This is a genomic window from Haloarcula limicola, assembly GCF_010119205.1.
GTDB lineage: Archaea > Halobacteriota > Halobacteria > Halobacteriales > Haloarculaceae > Haloarcula > Haloarcula limicola.
The window spans coordinates 1,173,336-1,192,511 of sequence record NZ_WRXM01000001.1 but is presented as its reverse complement, the minus strand read 5'-3'; the positions used below and the strand labels follow the sequence as shown (position 1 = coordinate 1,192,511).

Sequence of the window (19,176 nt, the reverse complement as noted above, 5' to 3'; positions counted from 1 at the left end):
TTGACTACTCCACCCGCCCGGAGACCAGTCCCAGGAAACCGCCGCCGAACGTCTCGTAGCGCCGGTCGACGGTGCGCTCCGTGAGGCGGTCGCGGGCGGCCGCGACCTGCCGCTCGAACGCGCTCGCGTGCGACTGCCGGGAGAGGCGAGCGCCGGGCGCGGAGAGCCTGACGAATCCCTCGAAGGCGACATCGAGCGGCGCGGCGAGCGGGCTGTCGCTCCGCTGAAAGTTCAGCAGGGCGACCCGGCCGCCCGGTCGGACGCTGTCACACCACGCGTCGACGGCCGCTGCGGGGTCCGCGAAGATGCCCGCGACGAACGTCGCCAGCGCGGCGTCGGCTCCCTGGACCGGCGGTCGGGTCGCGTCGCCGAGCAGGTAGTGGACGCCCGCGCCCGCTCTTTCCGGCTGGCCGCGTGCGCGCTCGATCATCTCTCGCGTCAGGTCGAGGCCGACGACCCGGCCCTCGGGACCGACCCGCCGACGGAGGATGGGGACGTTCGCGCCGGTGCCACATCCCATCTCGACGACGGTGTCGCCCGGCGAGAGGGCGAGCGAGTCGGCGGCCCGTTCCCGCCACGACCGGGCGAACGGCAGGCTCGCCAGCCGGTCGTAGAGGTCGGCCCACCGCCCGTAGAACTCCCGCGTGTCGCTCACAGCAGGTCCCGCGCCCGCTCGGCGACGGCCACGGCGTCCTCGCCCAGCAGATAGATCACCGGTTCGACGCCCACGCCACCGGTCTGGTAGATGACGTCGGCGTCGGGCGAACCGGCCAGCGCCTCGTCGATGGCCGCCTCGACGTCGGTCTCCGCGTCGAACTCGACGGCGGTGTGGCCCGCGGCCTCGAGCGCCTCGACGAGCTCGGGGTCGTAGCCGACGTTCAGCGCCGCGAGCGCGTCGCTCCCGGCGGCCCGCGCGGCCAGCAACACGCCGGCGACGTGTTCGCTGACGCCGTACTCCGGCTCGGCGGGGATGGTCGTTCGGCCCTTCACGTCCAGCAGTCGGCCCGGCACCGCCGCCACGTCCTCGATGGCGGTCCCGTCGGGGAGCGCCTGCACGAGGTTCGATCCGACGGCGGGGATGAGCGTGGCGAAGCCGCTGGTGTTCTCTAAGACGCGCAGGCCCTGCCGGACCGACGAGAGGGTCCGCTCGGCCGCTCGGAGCGTCGAGTCGGGGTCGTGGACCGCGAACTCGCCGCCGTACTCGGCGAGCTCCGGCACCGCCTCCTCGTGGAGCGCCGCGAGCAGGCCGCCGTGTTCGAGTTCGCGGACGAACACCTCCGCCTCGACGAGCGCCTGCACCGGGCTCATCTCACCGTCGGCCAGTCCCTCGGCCAGTCGCTCGACGAGTTCGGTCATCCCTCGGTGGTCGAGCAGTCGCTCGTTGCGCTCGACGTCGCCGTGGACGTACTTCGAGACGGCGCTCTGGCTGATACCGAGCAGTGCCGCCACCTCCGACTGGGTCAGCCCCCGCTCGCGGAGCGACTCGGCCAGCATCGAGCGGAACGTCGGCAGGAACTCCTCGACGACGATCTCCTCGACGAAGCGCATGCTACTGGTCGCCTCCGACCTCACTCGCTCGTAGCCGAGACTCGGACACGAAGCCGCTGGCTTCGGTCCTCATTGGTCGCCTCCGAACTCGCGGTCCCCCTGTATCTTCGACGCTTGCGGCCCCCGCTGGCCCTGATACTTCGACCCGCGCTCGGAGCCGTAGGGGCGCTCGGCGGGGTTCTTCAGTTCGGTAAAGGTGAGCTGGGAGATTCGCATGCCGGGCGTGAGCGCGACGGGGGCAGTGCCGAGGTTGGAGAGTTCGAGGGTTATCTGACCCTCGTATCCGGGGTCGCAGAGTCCGGCAGTTGCATGCACCACAATCGCAAGACGGCCGAGCGACGACCGGCCCTCGACGTGGGCGATGAGGTCGTCGGGGATCTCGACGCGCTCGTGGGTCGTCCCCAGCACGAAGTCGCCGGGATGGAGGATGTACTCGCCGTCCTCGTCGATCTCGGTCTCCTCGACGTAGTCGGCGACCTCGGCCTCGGCGTTGGGGTGGATACAGGGGATGTTGGCGTGCTGGAACTCCAGGAACTCTCGGCCCAGTCGGAGGTCGACGCTGGCCGGTTGGATCTGGATGTCGGGGTCGTCGAGCGGTTCGACCACGAGGTCGCCCTCGCGGAGGCGGCGCTCGATGTCGGCGTCCGAGAGTATCATTACCCGAGGTAGTGACGCCGGGTGCCTAAAGCGTCCCGTCTCGTATCGAACGGTGAACGGGGGACGCGGCGTCCTCTCGACAGACGGCCCCCCTTACGACAGCAACACGGGAACCAACGCGACCAGCACGGCGACGGCGACGGCCGCTCGCCGGCTGACTTCGTGGACGACCCGGAGGCCGGCGGCCCAGACGTACGCCTGCCACGTCGCTCCGAGCAGTTGAATCAGGAGGAGCGTGAGCCCGGAGACGCCGGACTGCAGCGATCGGATGGCCGGGAGGAGCGCCTCGGGCGAACTCGCCGAGAGATCCGTGCGACTGGCGAAGAACAGCAGCGCCGCGCCGCCGACCACCGACGTGACGAGCGTCGGCAGGAAGCCCCACGCCGCCACTTCGAGCGTCTGCCCGAACCGGCCGGTGCCGCCGCCGAGCCACGCGCCGACGTGGAGTGCAACGGCCAAGACGAACCAGACGACGACGAAGCCGACGACGAGCCACGGGACGACGCCGGCCACCTCGTCCCAGAGGAGCGAGCTGATCTCGACCGACTTTCGCTTCGGCAGGTCACAGCCGCTCGTCGTCACCGTCATGTTCATCTCCGCGAACGCGCCGTCCTCGCAGATCATGTCGCCCGGATACGACGGGTTGTCGACGGTCGTCGTCCCGGTGAACATCGCGGTGAAACGCCTGAGAACGCCGCCGAGGATCACCGTCGCGACGACGCTGAACAGGAGGGCGAGCGCGCCCCCTCGGAAGCCGTTCAAGCGGTCGACGCGCGACTCGAAGAACGCGCCCGGGCGGGCCAGGAAAGTTCGAACTGTGGAGGGCATCCCCGACGAATGCTCACCCGTGCGGTAAGTGCCCTGTGGTACGTGCAACCGGGCGGGTACTCCGACGGGGGTTTAAGTCGGGGTCGTCATATGTGGGTATGAAGCAGGCCATCGTCGCGCGGGCGGACATCGGGATGAGCGAGGGGAAACTCGCCGCTCAGGTCGCCCACGCGTCGCTGTCGGCGTACGAGGACGCCGGCCGGAAGGCCCGCAAAGCCTGGAAGGGCGAGGGTCAGAAGAAAGTCGTCCTCGAGGCGACCGGCGAGTCCGAGCTGTTCGAACTCGCCGACGCCGCGGAGCGCGAGGGCCTGCCGCATGCCATCATCAGGGACGCCGGCCACACGCAGCTGGAACCGGGGACGGTCACTGCACTGGCGGTCGGCCCCGCCGACGACGACCTGGTGGACCGCGTCACCGGCGACTGTTCGCTGTACTGAGGGCGGCGAACGCGCCGATACGGTTATATACCAAAAGACCTAACCTCAGGTGAATAACAGAGAGTAACACACAATGCAAGGAAACGATCAGCAGGCGTACGACCGCGGGATCACCATCTTCTCGCCGGACGGTCGCCTGTACCAAGTGGAGTACGCTCGTGAGGCAGTCAAGCGCGGCACGGCAAGCGTCGGCGTCCGCACCGCGGACGGCGTCGTGCTGGCGGCCGACCGCCACGCCCGCTCGCCGCTCATCGAGCGCGACAGCATCGAGAAGATTCACGAGATCGACGACCACGTCGGCGTCGCGAGCGCCGGCCACGTCGCCGACGCCCGCCAGCTCATCGACGTGGCCCGCCGGCAGGCGCAGGTCAACCGGCTGCGCTACGACGAACCCGCGAGCGTCGAGTCGCTGACGAAGGAAGTCACCGACTACATCCAGCAGTACACCCAGACGGGCGGCGCGCGGCCGTTCGGGGTCGCCCTGCTGGTCGGCGGCATCAAGGACGGCGAGCCCCGCCTGTTCGAGACGGACCCCTCGGGGACGCCCTACGAGTGGCAGGCCGTCGCCATCGGCGGGTCCCGAGAGGAGATCCAGAACTTCCTCGAGGACGAGTACACCGAGGAGATGGACCTAGAGGGCGGCGTCGAACTGGCGCTCCGCGCCCTCGAATCGGTCAACGACGACGGGCTGGACGCCTCGGGCGTGGACATCGCCACCATCGACGTCGAGAGCAAGCAGTTCGGCAAGCTCGACGAGGACGAGGTCTCGGCGCGCCTCGACGAGTTCGAACTCGGAGGTGAGAACTGATGTACGACCCCGAGAACCGCCTGACCGACGCCTACGAACCCGAAGTCGGGACCCTCCCGAACGACGACGAGGGCCGCGACGAGGAGAACGTCACCAAGACGGGGACCACCACCGTCGGCATCAGCACCGACGACGGCGTCATCATCGCCACGGACCGGCGCGCCTCGCTCGGCGGCCGGTTCGTCTCGAACAAGAACGTCCAGAAGGTCGAGCAGATCCACCCGACGGCCGCGCTCACGCTGGTCGGCAGCGTCGGCGGCGCGCAGTCGTTCATCCGCTCGCTGCGCTCGGAGGCGAACCTCTACGAGGTCCGCCGGAACGAGCCGCTCTCGATCCACGCGCTGGCGACGCTCGCGGGTAACTTCGCCCGCGGCGGCCCGTTCTTCGCCATCAACCCCATCCTCGGCGGGGTCGACGCGGAGGGCAGCCACGTCTACAGCATCGACCCGGCCGGCGGCGTCCTGCAGGACGACTACACCGTCACCGGCTCGGGGACGATGGTCGCCACGGGGACCATCGAGGGCGAGTACGACCCCGAGATGAGCCTCGAAGACGCCCGCGAACTGGCCATCCGCGCCGTCGAGGCCGCCGCCGAGCGCGACACCGGCTCCGGCAACGGCGTCGTCATCGCCGAGATCACCGGCGACGGCGTCGGCATCGACCGCTTCGACGACTACGACTCGGCGGCCTGACTCGGCCCCGAACCGCTCGCTTTCCGTCGTTTTTTCCGCGCATTTCGCCGCCGTCCGACACTGCTCGGCGCTGTGCGAGTGCCGACGCTGCGCGGACCGCCGACCTACCGCGGCACCTCGACCCAGCCGCAGATCCAGGCGTCGTCGGCGTCCGGGAGGTAGGCGACGGTGCGGCCGCCGAACTCCCGTATCTCCACCTCGTCCGGTCGCCCCTGCCGGCTGGGCTCGTGCCGTTCCCCGTTCTCGGATTCGGAATCGTGTTCGCTCACTGGTGCTCTCGCTTCGAGGGACGGTTCGGGCCTTTCTGGTTATGTGCGCGCTAATCCGCAGCCGAGTCTCGTCTCCGTAGGTCGACGTAGCCCACAATAGCTCTCTACCCTCCGGAATCCGTGGCTATACGTGGGTTCCGCTTCTGGCTTCGACCGATGGCTACGGACCGCGGTCGCGACGGAGACGGCGACGCCGACGTCGACCTGCTCTCGGCGTTCCGGCAGTTCTTCGCCTTAGAGCGGGACGTGCTGGTGCTCTCGCTGTCGATGCTGGCGTTCTCGCTGGCCTTCCAGATGACCAGCCGCTACGTGCCCGAGTACATGCGCCTCCTCGGGGCGAGCGCGAGCGTCATCGGTCTCTACGGCAGCGTCGGCAACCTCATCAGCGCCGTCTATCCTTACCCCGGCGGGGCCGTCTCCGACCGCGTCGGCTCGCGCCTCGCGCTGACGGCCTTCGCCGTGCTGGCGACGGTCGGCTTCGGCGTCTGGTACCTCGCCTCGGTCGTCGGCGACGTGGCGATCGGGCCGGTCACGATGCCCGCGTGGGCCCTCGTCTTCGTCGGCCTCTTCCTCGCGCAGGCCTGGAAGTCGTTCGGCCTCGGGGCGACCTTCGCCATCGTCAAGCAGAGCGTCCCCGACGACCGGTTAGCAATGGGCTTCGCCAGCACCGAGGTGTTCCGACGACTGGGATTCCTCATCGGCCCGCTGGCCGCCGCGGGCCTGCTCGCGGCGACGGCGACGTTCGTCGGCGGCTTCCAGTTGGTCCTGCTCGCCGCGGTCGGCTGCGGGGCCGTCGCCACGGTGGCCCAGCACGTCCTCTACGACGCCGGCGAGGACTCCTTAGGGAAGTCCTTCGAGGGCGTGAAACAGGTTATAGACGACCTAAGAGCCATGCCCGCGACGCTGCGACCCCTGCTCGTCGCCGACACGCTGGTGCGCTTCGCAAACGGGATGGTGTACGTCTTCTTCGTCATCGTCGTCACGGAGTTCCTCTCGGTCGGCTTCTCGGGCTTCGGCGTCTCGCTCCGGCCCGACGCCTTCTTCGGCGTCCTACTGGGCGTCGAGATGGTCGTCGCCATCGTCTCGATGCTCCCCGTCTCGAAGCTCACCGAGGCGTTCGGCCTCAAGCCCGCCGTCGCGCTCGGGTTTTCGGTGTACGCGCTGTTTCCCCTCGCGCTCATCTACGCCCCGTCCGACCAGTGGGTGTTGGTCGCCCTCTTCGCGTACTCCGGGCTCCGCTTCGCGGGCCTGCCCGCCCACAAGGCGCTCATCGTCGGCCCGGCCGAGCGCGACGCCGGCGGCCGCGTCACCGGGACGTACTACCTGATTCGCAACACCGTCGTCATCCCGAGCGCCGCGCTCGGCGGCTGGATCTACGGCAGCGAGTGGGCCGTCGAGATCGCGGGTGTCACCGTCACCGCCGGCCCGGAACTGGCCTTCGGCGCGGCGACGGCTATCGGCGTCGTCGGCGTTCTGTACTTCCTCGTCTTCGGCGAGGAGTTCGACGCGTACGCGTGAGCAGAATCAGCATCTGTTGCTCGTGAAAACGACCACTCGACTACCAGAAAGCCCCCGTGCCGTCGCCTCCCGCGACTCGCTGCGCTCCTCGACCTTCGGTCTGCGGTGCTTGTGTCGTCGGGGTTCGGCGACGGCACGGCCCCTTTCAGTCCCACCCGCGTCGGCTGATCGATTAGCTACAGGATGGGACTGAAAGGGGACTATCTGGCTCTCTGTTGTCGAGATACGGGCGGACTATCGGCGTTGATGGATGACCGCGAATCGCTATTCCACTCGCTCGTAGCCCGGCAGTTTCTCGACCTCATCGAGCGCCGCGACCAGCGACTCGACGCCGTCCTTCTCGCGCCGGTCGGGCAGCGCCACCACGGTGAGGCGCTGGGTGCCGAGCGGGAGGAAGGAGAGGCCGAGCGACGCGGCGCTGGGCCGGAGCGCGGGCGCGGCGTCGGCGTCGCCGGATTTAACGCGGCGGGCCGGCCCGTCGAGGCCGTGAGCGGTGACGCCGTAGCCATCGACGGCGTCTCGCAGGTTCGCTCGTCCGCGCTCCTCGCCCAGCGCCGCCAGCGCGTCGTCGAAGGCGGCTCTGAGTCCCGTTCCGGGGGCCGCGTTGACGACGGTCGCGTCGCCGTCGATCAGCGCGTCCAGTCCCGAGAGGTCGGCGTTCGGGCCGAGCGCGAGGCCCCACTCGCGGTCCCACGCGGCCAGCGCCGTCCCGTCTTCGGGGTCGCCTGCGACGACGGCCACGTCGGGGATACCGTCGGCGAGCCACTGTTCTCCGGCTTGGGTTCCGCGAGCGAGGTAGCGGACGCGCTCGACCCCCGAGAGGGCCGACGAGACGACGGGGTCGCGGTCGCCGACGCAGAGCAGGGCGGGCGGGCGCGCCTCGTCGTCGAACAGTTCGACGGTGACTCGCTCGCCGCTCGGGACGTAGTTCGTGGTGGCGGCGACGGTGACGACGCCGTCGGCGTAGGCCAGACTCGTCGTCGCGCCGCTGCCCTTGTCGACGGGATAGGCGAGCGTTCGGCCGTCGCCGTCGGCGACGAGTCCCACCGGGACCAGTCGGTAGCGCCCGCCCTCGTGGCGGACGCGGGTCGCCAGCTCCGCGTCGGTCTCCATCGCGGGCGCGGGGACGCCCGTCGCCGCGCGGATCGCCGGCGCGACGAGCACGCGGAACACGGACAGCGCCGAGACGGGGTAGCCCGGCAGACCGACGTACGGCGTCCCGGCGATGCGGCCGACGACGGTCGGCTTCCCCGGCTGGATGTCGACGCCGTGCAGCAGCAACTCGGTGTCCTCGCGCTCCTCGACCAGCGTGGCCAGCACGTCGGTGCTCCCGGCGCTCGTCGACCCCGACGTGAGCACTAAGTCGGCCGTCTCGGCGGCCCGAGAGAGCGCGTCGGCCAGCGCCTCGCGGTCGTCGCCGACGCTGTCGAAGCGGACCGCCTCGCCCCCGGCGGCGGCGACGGCGGCCATGATCGCGGGCGTGTTCACGTCGTGTATCTGCCCGGCGTCGTGGTCGAGGGGCTCGTCGGCGGGAACGAGTTCGTCGCCGGTGGAGACGACGGCCACCTCGGGCCGCCCTCGCACGGGGACGGAGCTCTCGCCGAGCGCCGACAGCAGCCCGATGGTTCGGGGCGTCAGCCGCGTGCCCGCGCTCAGCGCGAAGTCGCCGACGGCCACGTCGGCCCCCGCCGGCAGGACGTTCTCGCCGGGCGTGACGGTGTCCCGGACCGCGACCCGGTCGCCGTCGCGGCTCGTCCGTTCGACGACGACGACGGCGTCCGCGCCCTCGGGCATCACGGCTCCGGTCGCGATCTCGACGGCGTCGCCCTCGCCGACGGCCGCTTCGGGCGGTTGGCCCGCGTGCAGTTCGCCCGCGACGGCGAGTTCGAGCGGCGACGCCTCTCCCGCTCCGACGGTGTCGTTCGCCCGGACCGCGTAGCCGTCCATCGCGGCCCGGTCGAACCCCGGGACGTCGATGTCGGCCGACACCGCCGCCGCCAGCGTCCGCCCCTGCGCGTCGTCGAGCGGGACCGCCGTCGCCTCGCTTCCCAGTCCCAACTCGGCGATGGTCGTCCGGGCCGTCTCCAGATCGGCGAGTTCCCGCCGGTTCGCGCGTTCGGTCATGGTCGCCCTTCGCCGCGGCGGAGTTAAAAACCCGGAGCCGAGGGCTGATGTTCCCCGAGGGCGTTGCCGGTCGTATGCACGTACTTCGCGTCGTCGGCCCGTCCGACGCCGGCAAGACGACGCTCGTCGAACGGCTCACCGAGCGGCTGGCCGAGGAGGGCCGCGTGGCGACCGTGAAACACATCGACTGCGACCCGGACGTGGACACCGAGGGGAAGGACACGGCCCGCCACCGAGCGGCCGGAGCCGGGGAGACCTACGGCGTCACGAGCGACGGGTCGTGGTTCGCGACCGGCGAGAACCGGTCGCTCTCGGACCTGCTCGACGGCTTCGCGCCCGAGTACGACTACGCGCTCGTCGAGGGGTACGGCGACGCGACTCTGCCGACCGTCGTGTTGGGCGGCGAGGGAGGCGACGCAGCGGACGACAGCGACGGGCGAGAGTACGCGGGCGAGATACTCCAGCGCGCGCCCGACGCCGACTCGGTGGACGTCGAAGCGGCACTGGACGCGCTCGCGGAGACGGAACCCTACGAGACGCTCGAATCGCTCGTTCGGCGAGCCAAGCGCTCGCCCGACGCGGAGTTCTCGGGGGCCATCGCCACGTTCACCGGTCGAGTCCGTGCCCGCGACGGTCCCGAGGACGCGGCGACGGAGTTCCTGGAGTTCGAGAAGTACGACGGCGTCGCCGAGGAGAAGATGGCGGCGATCAGCGAGGAACTCGAAGCTCGCGAGGGCGTCTACGACGTAGTGTTACACCACCGCACCGGCGTCGTCGAGGCCGGCGAGGACATCGTCTTCGTCGTCGTCCTCGCGGGCCACCGCGCGGAGGCCTTCGAGACCGTCGAGGACGGCATCGACCGCCTGAAGGCCGAGGTCCCGCTGTTCAAGAAGGAGGTCACGGTCGACGGGGAGTTCTGGGCGCACCAGCACGAGGAACACAGCCACGACTAACGAGTCGAGGAGAGACGGCTAGGGCCAGCGCTCGACGGTCACCGTCGCGTCGACGTCGAGCACCTCGGTCTCCGGGCCGACGACGACCCAGCCGTCGGCCTCGACGGCGCTGGAGAGGACGCCCGCGCCCGAGGCCCGCACCGGCGTCGCGTCGCCGTCGTCCAGCCCGACGCGGACGAACTGCGTCGTCCCGAGGTCGCTGTGGATCCGCTCGGTCAGCGTCGCCGTCGTCTCGGCGATGGGGTCCGGTTCCGCGCCCGCGAGCCACGCTATCGCGGGCCGGAGGAAGGAGACGGCACCGACGAGACAGGAGACGGGGTAGCCCGGGAGGACCAGTATCGGCGTCCCGTCGACCACGCCGAAGCCGAGGGGGTGGCCGGGCTTGATGGCGACGCCGTGGACGCGCATCTCGCCGCGGTCGTCGACTACTTCGGGCAAGAGGTCGCGTTCCCCGACCGAGGAGCCGCCGGTCGTCACCACGACGTCGTGGTCGGTATCCCGCTCGATCGCCTCCCCCAGCGCGTTCGCGTCGTCCGTGACGATGTCGCGGTACGTCGCGGTCCCGCCCCAGCGCTCGGCCAGTCGGGAGACCATCAGCGCGTTCGTCTCGACGGTCTGGCCCGGGCCGGGGTCGTCCTCGACCAGTTCCTCGCCCGTCGGCACGACGCTCACGCGGGGCCGCTCGGCGACGGTGAGTCGCTGGTGGCCCGTGCTCTTGGCGACCGCGAGATCCGCGGGCGTCAGTCGGTGGCCCGCTCCGAAGAGGTCGGTCCCCGCGGCCACGTCCTCGCCCGCGGGCGCGACGTTTTCGCCCGGTGCGACCGTCGCCCGCACCGCGACGTCGCCGCCCCGGTCCTCGGTCCGTTCGACTCTCACGACGGCGTCGGCCCCCGCGGGGAGTTCGCTCCCGGTGTGGACCGGCGTGGCCCGGCCCTGGCCCGCGCGATCGTTCCGGTCTAAGACGACCGGCGCGCGCTCGCTGGCACCGAGCGTGTCCTCGGCGAGGACCGCGTAGCCGTCCATCGCCGCGCGCGCCTCGCCGGGCACGTCCCGACGGGCGGTGAGCGCGGCCGCCAGCCAGCGCTCGTCGGCCTCGGCCACCGGAACCGTTTCGGTGCGCCCGTGGGGGGAGACCTGCTCGTCGAAGCGGGCCAGCGCCTCGGAGAGCGGCGTGTGCTCGCGGAACCCGGCGTCCTGGCGGTCGGTCATGGCGGAGGCTGGGCCGGGCGAGATAATAATGGCACCGACCCGGATACTTTTCCCCGCGGCCACCGGACTAGGAATCGGATGCTCGCTGACCAGTTCGGACGGGAGGTCACCGGCGTTCGCGTCTCGCTGACCGACCGGTGTAACTTCGACTGCGTCTACTGCCACAACGAGGGGCTCGGCGACACGCGCGGCCCGATGGACCCGCAGGACGACGAGATGTCGGCCGACGACGTGGTCCGCTTCCTGGAGGTCGCCGCGGAATTCGACGTGGACGCGGTGAAGTTCACCGGCGGCGAACCGATGCTCCGGGGGGACCTCACGGAGATCGTCCGTCGGACGCCCGACGAACTGGAGGTGTCGATGACGACCAACGGCACCTTCCTGCCGGACCGGGCCGAGGAGCTCGTCGACGCCGGGCTGGAGCGAGTGAACGTCTCGCAGGACGCCTTGGACCCCGACGACTTCGCGAAGGTGACGCAGTCGGGGGCCTACGAGCAAGTTATAGAGGGCGTCGAAGCCGCCCTCGACGCCGGCCTCGCGCCGGTGAAGCTCAACATGGTCGTCTTTCAGGGGACCAAACCGTACCTCCCCGAGATGGTCGACCACGTCGCCGAGAACGACGGGCTGCGCCTCCAGCTCATCGAGTACATGCCGGAGCTGGTCGGCAACGCCGACTGGGCGGTCGACACCGCGGCGATGCACGAGTGGCTGGCGGGGCAGGCCGACCGCATCGAGCAGCGGGAGATGCACGGTCGTTCGCGGTACTTCATCGACGGCGGGATGGTCGAGGTGGTCGACCCGGTCGGCAACGAGGAGTTCTGCGCCAACTGTCACCGGGTCCGAGTCACTCACGACGGCTATCTCAAGGGCTGTCTGAACCGCAACGACGACCTGCGGTCGATGGGCGAGATGACCGAGGCGGAGATCCGGGAGACGTTCCGCGAGACGGTCGAGAACCGCGTCCCGTACTACGGCGAGTACATGGTCGAGGAGGACGGGGAGTGGGTCGTCAACGAGAGGTATCTCGACGACCCGCCGACGGCCGACGACTGATTGCGGGCCTCGTAGACCGACCTACGCCGGTAGACACGACTATCCGACAGCGGCGCGTTCGGCCTGCGAACGTTCGAAGCGTCGCCCGCGAACGCAACGTTTCGCCAATCCGGCCGGGGAGTCGCGACGTTTCCGAACCCGAATCGACAAACGTCCATCGAAATCTCCAGACAGATACTTTCGTCAAGGAATACTGTTTTGTACTCTTGTTTCTTCTACCCTTGTAGTAGAATGGTGAACGAGCGTATCGAAATCATTTTTCGGCGTGGACGGTCGTGCGCCCGACCGGCGCGTGATCGCCCGTGAGCGACTGGGTACCGACGACGTGTATGCGGTGTGCGGTCGGCTGCGGTCACGTGCAGCAGGCGGCCGACATCGGCTACGGGATCGACACCGTCCGCGGCGACGCCGCCCATCCGGTCAATCAGGGGCTGGCCTGTGCCCGCGGCATTCAGGAGAGCAGGGATCCAGACGGTCAGTGGTTGACGCGCCCGCTCGTCCGCAGCGGCGGCGAACTCCGGCAGACGACGTGGGACGTGGCGCTGGCCCGCGCCGTCGAGGGGCTGCGCGAGGCCCACGAACGGGACCCCGACAGCGTGGCGGTCCTCGGGAGCGGCCAGCAGACCAACGAGGCCGCCTACGCGCTGGGGAAACTGGCCCGCGGCGGATTCGGGACGCGCAACTACGACGCGAACACGACGCTGTGCATGGCGAGCGCGGTCACGGCGTACTATCAGGCGTTCGGCAGCGACGCCCCGCCGTGTACCTACGCCGACATCGAGGACGCCGACCGCCACGTCGTCTGGGGGGCGAACCCGGCGGTCGCCCACCCCGTGATGTTCCGCTGGATACGGCAGGCCGCGGACGAGGAAGACGTGGAGATCATCGTCGTGGATCCGGTGCGCTCCGAGACGGCCGAGAACTCGGAGCACCACGTCGCGCCCGACCCCGGAAAGGACCTCGCGCTGGCGCGGGCGGTGCTCGCTCGGATCGTCGAGACCGACCGCGTGGACGAGGCGTTCGTCGAATCGGCCACCGACGGCTTCGACGCGCTGCTCGACGTGTTGCCCGACGCCGAGCGCGCCGCCGAGACGGCCGGCGTCCCGACGGCGAAGGTGGACCTGCTGGCCGACGCGCTGGACCAGCAAGCCCTCGTCTACTGGGGGATGGGTATCAACCAGCACGTCCAAGGAACTGAGACGGCGCGGGCGCTCGTCGACCTGACGCTCGCCACCGGCAACCTCCGGCCCGGCGGCGGCCCGTTCTCGCTGACCGGGCAGGCCAACTCGATGGGGACCCGCGTCTGTTCCTCGAAGGGGTCGTGGCCCGGACAGCGAGCGTTCGAGGACCCGAATCACCGCCGGACCGTCGCGGACCGCTGGGACGTGCCGGTCGACCGCCTGCCCGACGACCCCGGGCCGGGACCGGTCGGCGTCCTCGAAGCCGGTCCCGACGCGGTCTGGACCGTCGCCACCAACCCCGTTGCGGGGATGCCGGAGGCCGACACCGCCCGCGAGGCGCTCGGCGACGCCTTCGTCGTCGCGCAGGACGCCTTCCACACGGAGACGACCGAGCTCGCCGACGTGGTGTTGCCCGCGGCGACGTGGGGCGAGAGCGAGGGGACGACAACCAACATGGAGCGGACCATCTCGCGGGTCCGGGCGGCGACCGAGGTGCCGAGCGGCGTCCGACCGGACCTCGACATCATCGCTACCATCGGCTCGCGACTGTTCGGCCTCTTCGAGAGCACGTCGCCGGACCCCGAATCGATATTCGAGGAGTTCACCGCGCTCACCGAGGGGACCGTCGCGGACTGCTCGGGCATCACCTACGACCGGCTGGAGGACGCTCACGCGGTCCGGTGGCCCGCGCCCGACGTCGAGAGCGCCGGCGGGTACCGCTACTACGACGCCGACACCGACGAGGGCGAGTCGTGGTCATTTCCGACGGTGTCGGGCAACGCACAGTTCTCCACCGGCCGGCAGGCCGCCCTGCCGGAACCGACCGACGACGACTACCCGCTGACCCTGACGACCGCGCGGGAGGCCGACGGCTACAACACGGGCGTCCGGTCGCGCGGCGGGGCCGCCGGCGACCTCGTGGCCCGGGTCCATCCCGACACCGTCGACGAGCACGCCGACGACGTGACTGAAGACCGTCTCGCGGTGGTCTCCCGGCGCGGGTCCGCGACCGCTCGCCTCGACCCCGACGAGGGCGTCCCTCGGGGGATGGTGTGGCTGCCGATCCACCATCCGGAGACCAACCGGCTCACGCTCTCGGAACTGGACCCGCAGTCGAGGGAACCGCACTTCAAGCAGTGCGCGGTCAGGCTCACCGCACCCGAGGCGGAACTGCCGCCGGCGACCGCGGACTGAGCGGTCGGCGAGAGCGGCTCGAACGTTCGGCCCCCTCTTCAGTCGCCGTCGAGCGTGCCGGTTCGGGGCAGGCCGTTCTGGGTCACCGTCGGGCCGGCGTCCGGGGACGCGAGACGGACGGCGCACTGCTTGTAGTTGGGTTCATTCGAGTCGGGGTCGACCGCCGGCACCGTCAGGTCGTTCACCGCTGGATTGTGAACGTCCATCCAGATGGCACCGGTCGGGACGCTGTCGTCCGGCGCGAGGTCGACGGTGACTCGCGCGCGGCGCGATTCGACGACGGTCCGGCCGCGGTCCAGCAGGTCGATGTACTGGCCGGCCGTCTCCGGATGGATGCGTGCCGTCGGGACCTCGCTGGCCGTTTCGCGGGTCCGGACGCCCGTGTTGTACGCGCCGGCCCGTCGCCCGGTCGTCAGGAGGAGCGGGTAGGTCGCGTCGGTCGGTTCCGGCAGGCCGCGGTAGGTCGCCGCCGAGAAGCACGCCCGCCCGGAGTCGGTGGGGAACGACCACGACTCGCCCTCGTCGGTGCTACCGCTCTCGCTCCCCTCGTAGTAACGATACCCGCCCTGCGTCTCCTCGTCCGGGGCGGGCCAGCGGACGGCCAGCTCCGCGTCGAGGCGGTCGTAGGTGATGCCCGAGCAGTCCGCGACGGTCCCCTCAGTCAGGGACCGGATCTCGTCGAAGACGGTCTCGGGGTCGAGCGGCGGTTCGTCGAAGAGGTCCTCGTCGATGCGGTTGCCGAGCGCCGCGATGATGTCGAGGTCCTGCCGGACGGCGTCGACGGTGTCGCTCACGGCGGTGACCCTGGAGACGCGCCGTTCCATGTTCATCGTCGTCCCCTCGGTCTCGCCCCACGTCGCCGCGGGCAACACCACGTCGGCGTGTTCGACCGTCTCCGACCGGAACGCGTCCTGCGCGACGAGGAAGACGTCGTCGAGCGAGCGCTCGACGTTGGTGGCGTCGGGCATCCCCGCGACGGGGTTGGTGGCGACGGTCCAACAGACGTCGACGTTGCCGCGGTTGATCTGGTCGACGATGCCGACCGGCCCGGGCCCCGAGGAGGCGGGCAGTCGACTCAGCGGAACGCCCCAGGTCGAGGCGACCGTCGCCCGGTGTTCCTGGTCGGTGAACGGCCGCTGACCCGGCCACGTCTCCTTCGAGGAGACGACCCGAGCCCCCATCGAGTTGGCCTGTCCGGTCAGCGAGAACGGGCCGGTCCCCGGCCCCAGGTTCCCGGTGGCCAGACAGAGGTTGACGAGCATCCGCGCGGCGTCGGTGCCGTTCGTGCTCTGGTTGACGCCCATCCCCCAGTACAGCAGCGTCGGGTCCGCGAAGGCGTCGGCCAGCGCGTCGACCGTCGCCATCGAGACGCCGGCCGTCTCGGCGGCGCTCGCGGCGTCCGGGAGCGAGTCGACCAGTTCGTCGTACCCCTCGGTGTAGGCGTCGACGAACGCCCGGTCGATTCGGTCGGTGCCGACAAGTCGCGCGAGGAGGGCGCGGGCGAGTTCGAGGTCGGTGCCGGGGTCGGGCGCGACGTACTGGTCGGCGTCGGCGGCCGTCTCGCTCTCGACGGGGTCGACGACGACCAGCCGGCTGTCCGCGTCGGCGGCGCTGTCGAGGATCCACCGGTACAACACCGGATGGGCGACCGCCGGGTTCGCCCCCCAGACGACGTGGGTCTCCGCCTCGGGGATGTCGTCGTACGTCGGCGGCGGCGCGTCGCTGCCGAAGGCGTCGTAGTATGCCCTGACCGCGCTCGCCATACACAGCGTCGTGTTCGCGTCGAAGTGTCTGGTGCCGATGCCGCCGCGAGCGACCTTCCCCAGCGCGTAGGCGGCCTCGTTGGTCTGCTGGCCGCTCCCGAGGACCGCCACGCTGTCGGGGTCGTCGGCGATCGCCTGGATGAACTCGGCCGCGACGACGCCGAGCGCCTGCTCCCACGAGGTGGGTCTGAGCGTGTCACCCCGGCGGATGAGCGGCTCCGTGAGCCACTCGCCGTCGGGGTTCTCGGTCTCTCTGATGCCGCGTTCGCAGGACAGTCCCGCCGTCGCGGGGTGGTCGTAGTCGCCCCGGACCTTGTCGACGCCGTACCCCTGGTCGACGCCGCGCTGGTGCTGGCCGCAGCCGACCGCACACCGCATACAGGTCGTTGGCTTCCAGTGAGTCATCTCTCACGCGGGAGCGCTGGCGTTGAGTCAGTCGCCGAGTCACCGACGGCGCGGCGGAGGAACTCGCAGGCCGGGGATCTGACGAGACGGTGAGTGCGAAAGACGTTCTCACATTCGTGCATAATATAGGACAGTAGGTTAGCTATTGTTTCGAGAGTGGGCGAATAACCCTTTCGTTACACGAAAATATACTGGATAGTGGTGCGAATTTGGAATATTCTGCTCGAATCGCGACGAATACCGCCGCAGCCTCTCGATTACGGGGATCTCGGTGTCTCGACGCCCGCGGCGACGCCGCGGGCGATTGACGATTGCACACTTGCGGCACCGAGTTTCCGGATGTTCCAAAAAACGCTCTCAGTACGCGGAGCGAAACGGCGAGATTGTTCGGATGTACGTCTGCGGGAGGAAAGTTGTGATTTTGTAAATAGGCACCGTTATTGTCCCCTGTTCGTTAGGGTATTTCGTACTAATGTGTTCGAACGTAGTGGAAAAGGGCAGTAAAGTTCGTGAAGTACAATCCAATACGGTCGGAACCGGTCGTTCGGTCACGTCCGCGGAGGCGATAGCATGGGACTGATCAGGATGACGAAGTACCGGACGCTCGTGCTCGCCACCATCGGGTTCAACTTCTCCTTTCTCATCTGGTTCTCCTTCGCGCCGTTCACGGGGCCGATGGCCGAGGAGTTCGGGCTGACGACGGCCGAGATCGGTATCCTCGCCAGCTCGGCCATCTGGATGGCACCGTTCGGACGGATGCTCACCGGGTGGCTCTCCGATAAGTACGGTGCGCCGGCGATCTTCGCCATCGTGCTGACGTACGTCGGCGTGTTCTCGATGGCGAGCGCGTTCATCGAGACGTACTCGCTGTTCTTCGTGACGCGCATCATCGTCGCGACGGCGGGCATCACGTTCGTCATCGGCATCCAGCATGTCGCCGAGTGGTGGGAAGAGGAGAACCTCGGCCTCGCCGAGGGCATCTACGCCGGCGTCGGCAACGCCGGGGCCGCGGCGGGCGCGCTCGTCCTCCCGCGCGTGTTCGGCTCCGGGTGGAACGGGCCGCTGTTCTCGACGAACTGGCGCGCCGCCTTCTTCTACACCGGCGTCGTCTCGATCTTCCTCGCCGTCGCGTACTACACGCTCGGAGAGGCCGCAAAGAGCGAGGAGAAGCGCCAGGCGACCAAGGACAACGCGAGCTTCAGGGACTGGCTCCACACGGCCACGCGCTATGGGACCGTCGTCCTCGCGCTCGCGTACGTCATGTCGTTCGGCCTCGAACTGTCAATGAACGGCTGGCTCGCCACCTACTACCGCGAGGCGTTCAACCAGGACAACCTCGTCCTCGCGAGCACGTTCGCCGCGACGTTCTCCGTCGCGGCCGGCCTGCTCCGCCCGATCGGCGGCTACGTCAGCGACGTGCTCGCGCGCAAGGAGAAAGATATCCTGCCGTTCTTCCGCGGTCGCTACCGCGAGCAGTGGACGTTCGTCACGCTGTGTTTCATCGTCGTGACGATGTTCGCGATGACGCTCGCCGGTCTCTCCGGCGTCCTGCTGAACGCCGTCGTCGTCGGCTTCCTCGTCGGCACGGCCTGTGCCTTCGCCGAGGGCTCCATCTTCGCGATGGTCCCCTCGATGTTTCCCAACAGCTCCGGCGCGGTCGCAGGCGTCGTCGGCGGCGTCGGCACGGTCGGCGGCATCCTCTTCCCGCTGGTCTACTCCGCCCCGTGGCTGGCGAACCTCCACCTCGGCTACTCCGTCGTCGCGGCGTCGATGATCCCCATCGTGTTGCTGTCGGCGTGGGTGTTCCGCCCGGAGGTAGCGAAAGTCGCCAACACGGCCGGCTTCGTCGGCGGCGGCGAACCCGAGCAGGTCACGAGCGGGAGCGACTGAGATGCGCTCGGCAGTCGTCCTCGCCGGCGGCTACTCCTCCCGGTTCGGCGAGACCGATAAGGCGACCGCCGAACTCGACGGCGACCCGCTGGTCCGCCGCGTCGTCGACCGCGTCGACGGCGTGGTCGACGAGGTGGTCGTCAACTGCCGGGACGAGCAACGAGAGCCCATCGCGACGGCCCTCGACGGCGTGGACCACCGCTTCGCCGTCGACCCGGTGCCCGACGGCGGCCCGGTGGCGGGCATCCGAACCGGCTGTCGCGTGGCGCGGGGCCGATTCACGTTCGTCACGGCCTGTGACATGCCGTTCGTCCGACCGCAGTTGGTGTCGCGACTGTTCGCGGCGGCGGAGGACGACGGCGCGGTCCCGCGCGTCGGCGACCGACTGCGCCCGCTGGCCGGTGTCTATCGCGCCGACGCCGCGGTCGAGGCGGCCGATACGACCCTCGGGCTCGGCTCCAGCGCCCTGACGGACCTGCTGGACCGACTCTCGGTCGTCACGGTCCCCAGCCCCGCTCCCGTCCGCGCGGTGCGGGACATCGACACGCGCGAGGATCTCACTGCCGCGCAGTCCAGCGGGACCTGAATCGGTTCGTCATCTTTCCTCGTCTTCCCGGCCTGCGAACGCCAGCCATAAGCGGTGAGCC

Annotated in this window: 17 protein-coding genes; 9 read left to right on the top strand and 8 right to left on the bottom strand. The window is 69.7% G+C overall.

Annotation, left to right across the window (positions count from 1 at the left end; translation table 11 throughout):
* Positions 1-4 precede the first annotated feature (4 nt).
* From GO488_RS06090 to GO488_RS06075, 4 genes are all read right to left on the bottom strand, one after another.
* On the bottom strand, positions 5-655 hold the full coding sequence (locus GO488_RS06090) for a class I SAM-dependent methyltransferase (RefSeq protein ID WP_162316893.1): 651 nt from the start codon (positions 653-655) through the stop codon (positions 5-7).
* Positions 652-1,548, bottom strand: a complete 897-nt coding sequence (locus GO488_RS06085) for a thiamine-phosphate synthase family protein (RefSeq protein ID WP_162316892.1) — start codon at positions 1,546-1,548, stop codon at positions 652-654. The genes GO488_RS06090 and GO488_RS06085 overlap by 4 nt, the downstream gene beginning before the upstream one ends.
* Before the next feature lie 69 nt (positions 1,549-1,617).
* Positions 1,618-2,205 carry a dCTP deaminase gene (gene dcd / locus GO488_RS06080; protein ID WP_162316891.1) on the bottom strand — a complete coding sequence of 196 codons (588 nt, stop codon included), beginning with the start codon at positions 2,203-2,205 and terminating at the stop codon, positions 1,618-1,620.
* A 93-nt stretch (positions 2,206-2,298) separates the two neighbouring features.
* Complete coding sequence (locus GO488_RS06075; RefSeq protein WP_162316890.1) at positions 2,299-3,033, bottom strand: YIP1 family protein; 735 nt, start codon at positions 3,031-3,033, stop codon at positions 2,299-2,301.
* A 98-nt stretch (positions 3,034-3,131) separates the two neighbouring features.
* Between GO488_RS06075 and pth2 the strand changes: the two genes are divergently transcribed.
* The 3 genes from pth2 to psmB all read left to right on the top strand — a co-directional run bounded on the left by pth2 (position 3,132) and on the right by psmB (position 4,970).
* Positions 3,132-3,470 (top strand): peptidyl-tRNA hydrolase Pth2, encoded by a 339-nt coding sequence (gene pth2 / locus GO488_RS06070; RefSeq protein WP_162316889.1) that lies wholly within the window; start codon positions 3,132-3,134, stop codon positions 3,468-3,470.
* A 73-nt stretch (positions 3,471-3,543) separates the two neighbouring features.
* The gene (gene psmA, locus GO488_RS06065; RefSeq protein WP_162316888.1) at positions 3,544-4,278 is read left to right on the top strand and encodes an archaeal proteasome endopeptidase complex subunit alpha; all 735 of its coding nucleotides are present in this window, start codon (positions 3,544-3,546) and stop codon (positions 4,276-4,278) included.
* Positions 4,278-4,970, top strand: coding sequence for an archaeal proteasome endopeptidase complex subunit beta (gene psmB, locus GO488_RS06060; RefSeq protein ID WP_162316887.1), 693 nt, complete (start codon positions 4,278-4,280; stop codon positions 4,968-4,970). The genes psmA and psmB overlap by 1 nt, the downstream gene beginning before the upstream one ends.
* A 104-nt stretch (positions 4,971-5,074) precedes the next feature.
* Here psmB and GO488_RS06055 read toward each other — a convergent pair whose 3' ends face one another.
* Positions 5,075-5,239 carry a hypothetical protein gene (locus GO488_RS06055; protein WP_162316886.1) on the bottom strand — a complete coding sequence of 55 codons (165 nt, stop codon included), beginning with the start codon at positions 5,237-5,239 and terminating at the stop codon, positions 5,075-5,077.
* 156 nt (positions 5,240-5,395) lie between these two features.
* Here GO488_RS06055 and GO488_RS06050 point away from each other — a divergent pair, with 156 nt between their 5' ends.
* Positions 5,396-6,757, top strand: coding sequence for an MFS transporter (locus tag GO488_RS06050; protein WP_162316885.1), 1,362 nt, complete (start codon positions 5,396-5,398; stop codon positions 6,755-6,757).
* 264 nt (positions 6,758-7,021) lie between these two features.
* Here GO488_RS06050 and GO488_RS06045 read toward each other — a convergent pair whose 3' ends face one another.
* Positions 7,022-8,881 (bottom strand): molybdopterin biosynthesis protein, encoded by a 1,860-nt coding sequence (locus GO488_RS06045; RefSeq protein WP_162316884.1) that lies wholly within the window; start codon positions 8,879-8,881, stop codon positions 7,022-7,024.
* A gap of 74 nt (positions 8,882-8,955) precedes the next feature.
* On the opposite strand from GO488_RS06045, the gene GO488_RS06040 reads away from it, so the two are divergent.
* Complete coding sequence (locus GO488_RS06040; RefSeq protein WP_162316883.1) at positions 8,956-9,834, top strand: molybdopterin synthase; 879 nt, start codon at positions 8,956-8,958, stop codon at positions 9,832-9,834.
* A gap of 18 nt (positions 9,835-9,852) precedes the next feature.
* On the opposite strand, the gene GO488_RS06035 is transcribed toward GO488_RS06040, so the two are convergent.
* Positions 9,853-11,043 (bottom strand): molybdopterin molybdotransferase MoeA, encoded by a 1,191-nt coding sequence (locus GO488_RS06035; protein ID WP_162316882.1) that lies wholly within the window; start codon positions 11,041-11,043, stop codon positions 9,853-9,855.
* Between the two features lie 78 nt (positions 11,044-11,121).
* Between GO488_RS06035 and moaA the strand changes: the two genes are divergently transcribed.
* Both moaA and nasA (GO488_RS06025) read left to right on the top strand, forming a co-directional pair.
* A complete protein-coding gene (gene moaA, locus GO488_RS06030) occupies positions 11,122-12,096 on the top strand; it encodes a GTP 3',8-cyclase MoaA (RefSeq protein ID WP_162316881.1) in 975 nt (324 codons plus the stop codon).
* A gap of 329 nt (positions 12,097-12,425) precedes the next feature.
* Positions 12,426-14,471 (top strand): assimilatory nitrate reductase NasA, encoded by a 2,046-nt coding sequence (nasA, locus tag GO488_RS06025; RefSeq protein ID WP_241692920.1) that lies wholly within the window; start codon positions 12,426-12,428, stop codon positions 14,469-14,471.
* A gap of 38 nt (positions 14,472-14,509) precedes the next feature.
* On the opposite strand, the gene nasA (GO488_RS06020) is transcribed toward nasA (GO488_RS06025), so the two are convergent.
* Positions 14,510-16,639 carry an assimilatory nitrate reductase NasA gene (nasA, locus tag GO488_RS06020; RefSeq protein WP_162316879.1) on the bottom strand — a complete coding sequence of 710 codons (2,130 nt, stop codon included), beginning with the start codon at positions 16,637-16,639 and terminating at the stop codon, positions 14,510-14,512.
* Positions 16,640-17,209: 570 nt separating this feature from the next.
* Here nasA (GO488_RS06020) and GO488_RS06015 point away from each other — a divergent pair.
* The gene (locus GO488_RS06015) at positions 17,210-18,529 is read left to right on the top strand and encodes an MFS transporter (RefSeq protein WP_162316878.1); all 1,320 of its coding nucleotides are present in this window, start codon (positions 17,210-17,212) and stop codon (positions 18,527-18,529) included.
* Between the two features lies 1 nt (position 18,530).
* Complete coding sequence (mobA, locus tag GO488_RS06010) at positions 18,531-19,115, top strand: molybdenum cofactor guanylyltransferase (protein WP_162316877.1); 585 nt, start codon at positions 18,531-18,533, stop codon at positions 19,113-19,115.
* Positions 19,116-19,176 lie beyond the last annotated feature (61 nt).

Coding starts and splice junctions, on each gene's coding strand:
- GO488_RS06085 (WP_162316892.1), bottom strand. CDS start 1,548: ATGCGCTTCGTCGAGGAGATCGTCGTCGAGGAGTTCCTGCCGACGTTC.
- dcd (WP_162316891.1), bottom strand. CDS start 2,205: ATGATACTCTCGGACGCCGACATCGAGCGCCGCCTCCGCGAGGGCGAC.
- GO488_RS06075 (WP_162316890.1), bottom strand. CDS start 3,033: ATGCCCTCCACAGTTCGAACTTTCCTGGCCCGCCCGGGCGCGTTCTTC.
- pth2 (WP_162316889.1), top strand. CDS start 3,132: ATGAAGCAGGCCATCGTCGCGCGGGCGGACATCGGGATGAGCGAGGGG.
- psmA (WP_162316888.1), top strand. CDS start 3,544: ATGCAAGGAAACGATCAGCAGGCGTACGACCGCGGGATCACCATCTTC.
- psmB (WP_162316887.1), top strand. CDS start 4,278: ATGTACGACCCCGAGAACCGCCTGACCGACGCCTACGAACCCGAAGTC.
- GO488_RS06050 (WP_162316885.1), top strand. CDS start 5,396: ATGGCTACGGACCGCGGTCGCGACGGAGACGGCGACGCCGACGTCGAC.
- GO488_RS06045 (WP_162316884.1), bottom strand. CDS start 8,881: ATGACCGAACGCGCGAACCGGCGGGAACTCGCCGATCTGGAGACGGCC.
- GO488_RS06040 (WP_162316883.1), top strand. CDS start 8,956: ATGCACGTACTTCGCGTCGTCGGCCCGTCCGACGCCGGCAAGACGACG.
- GO488_RS06035 (WP_162316882.1), bottom strand. CDS start 11,043: ATGACCGACCGCCAGGACGCCGGGTTCCGCGAGCACACGCCGCTCTCC.
- moaA (WP_162316881.1), top strand. CDS start 11,122: ATGCTCGCTGACCAGTTCGGACGGGAGGTCACCGGCGTTCGCGTCTCG.
- nasA (WP_241692920.1), top strand. CDS start 12,426: ATGCGGTGTGCGGTCGGCTGCGGTCACGTGCAGCAGGCGGCCGACATC.
- nasA (WP_162316879.1), bottom strand. CDS start 16,639: ATGACTCACTGGAAGCCAACGACCTGTATGCGGTGTGCGGTCGGCTGC.
- GO488_RS06015 (WP_162316878.1), top strand. CDS start 17,210: ATGGGACTGATCAGGATGACGAAGTACCGGACGCTCGTGCTCGCCACC.
- mobA (WP_162316877.1), top strand. CDS start 18,531: ATGCGCTCGGCAGTCGTCCTCGCCGGCGGCTACTCCTCCCGGTTCGGC.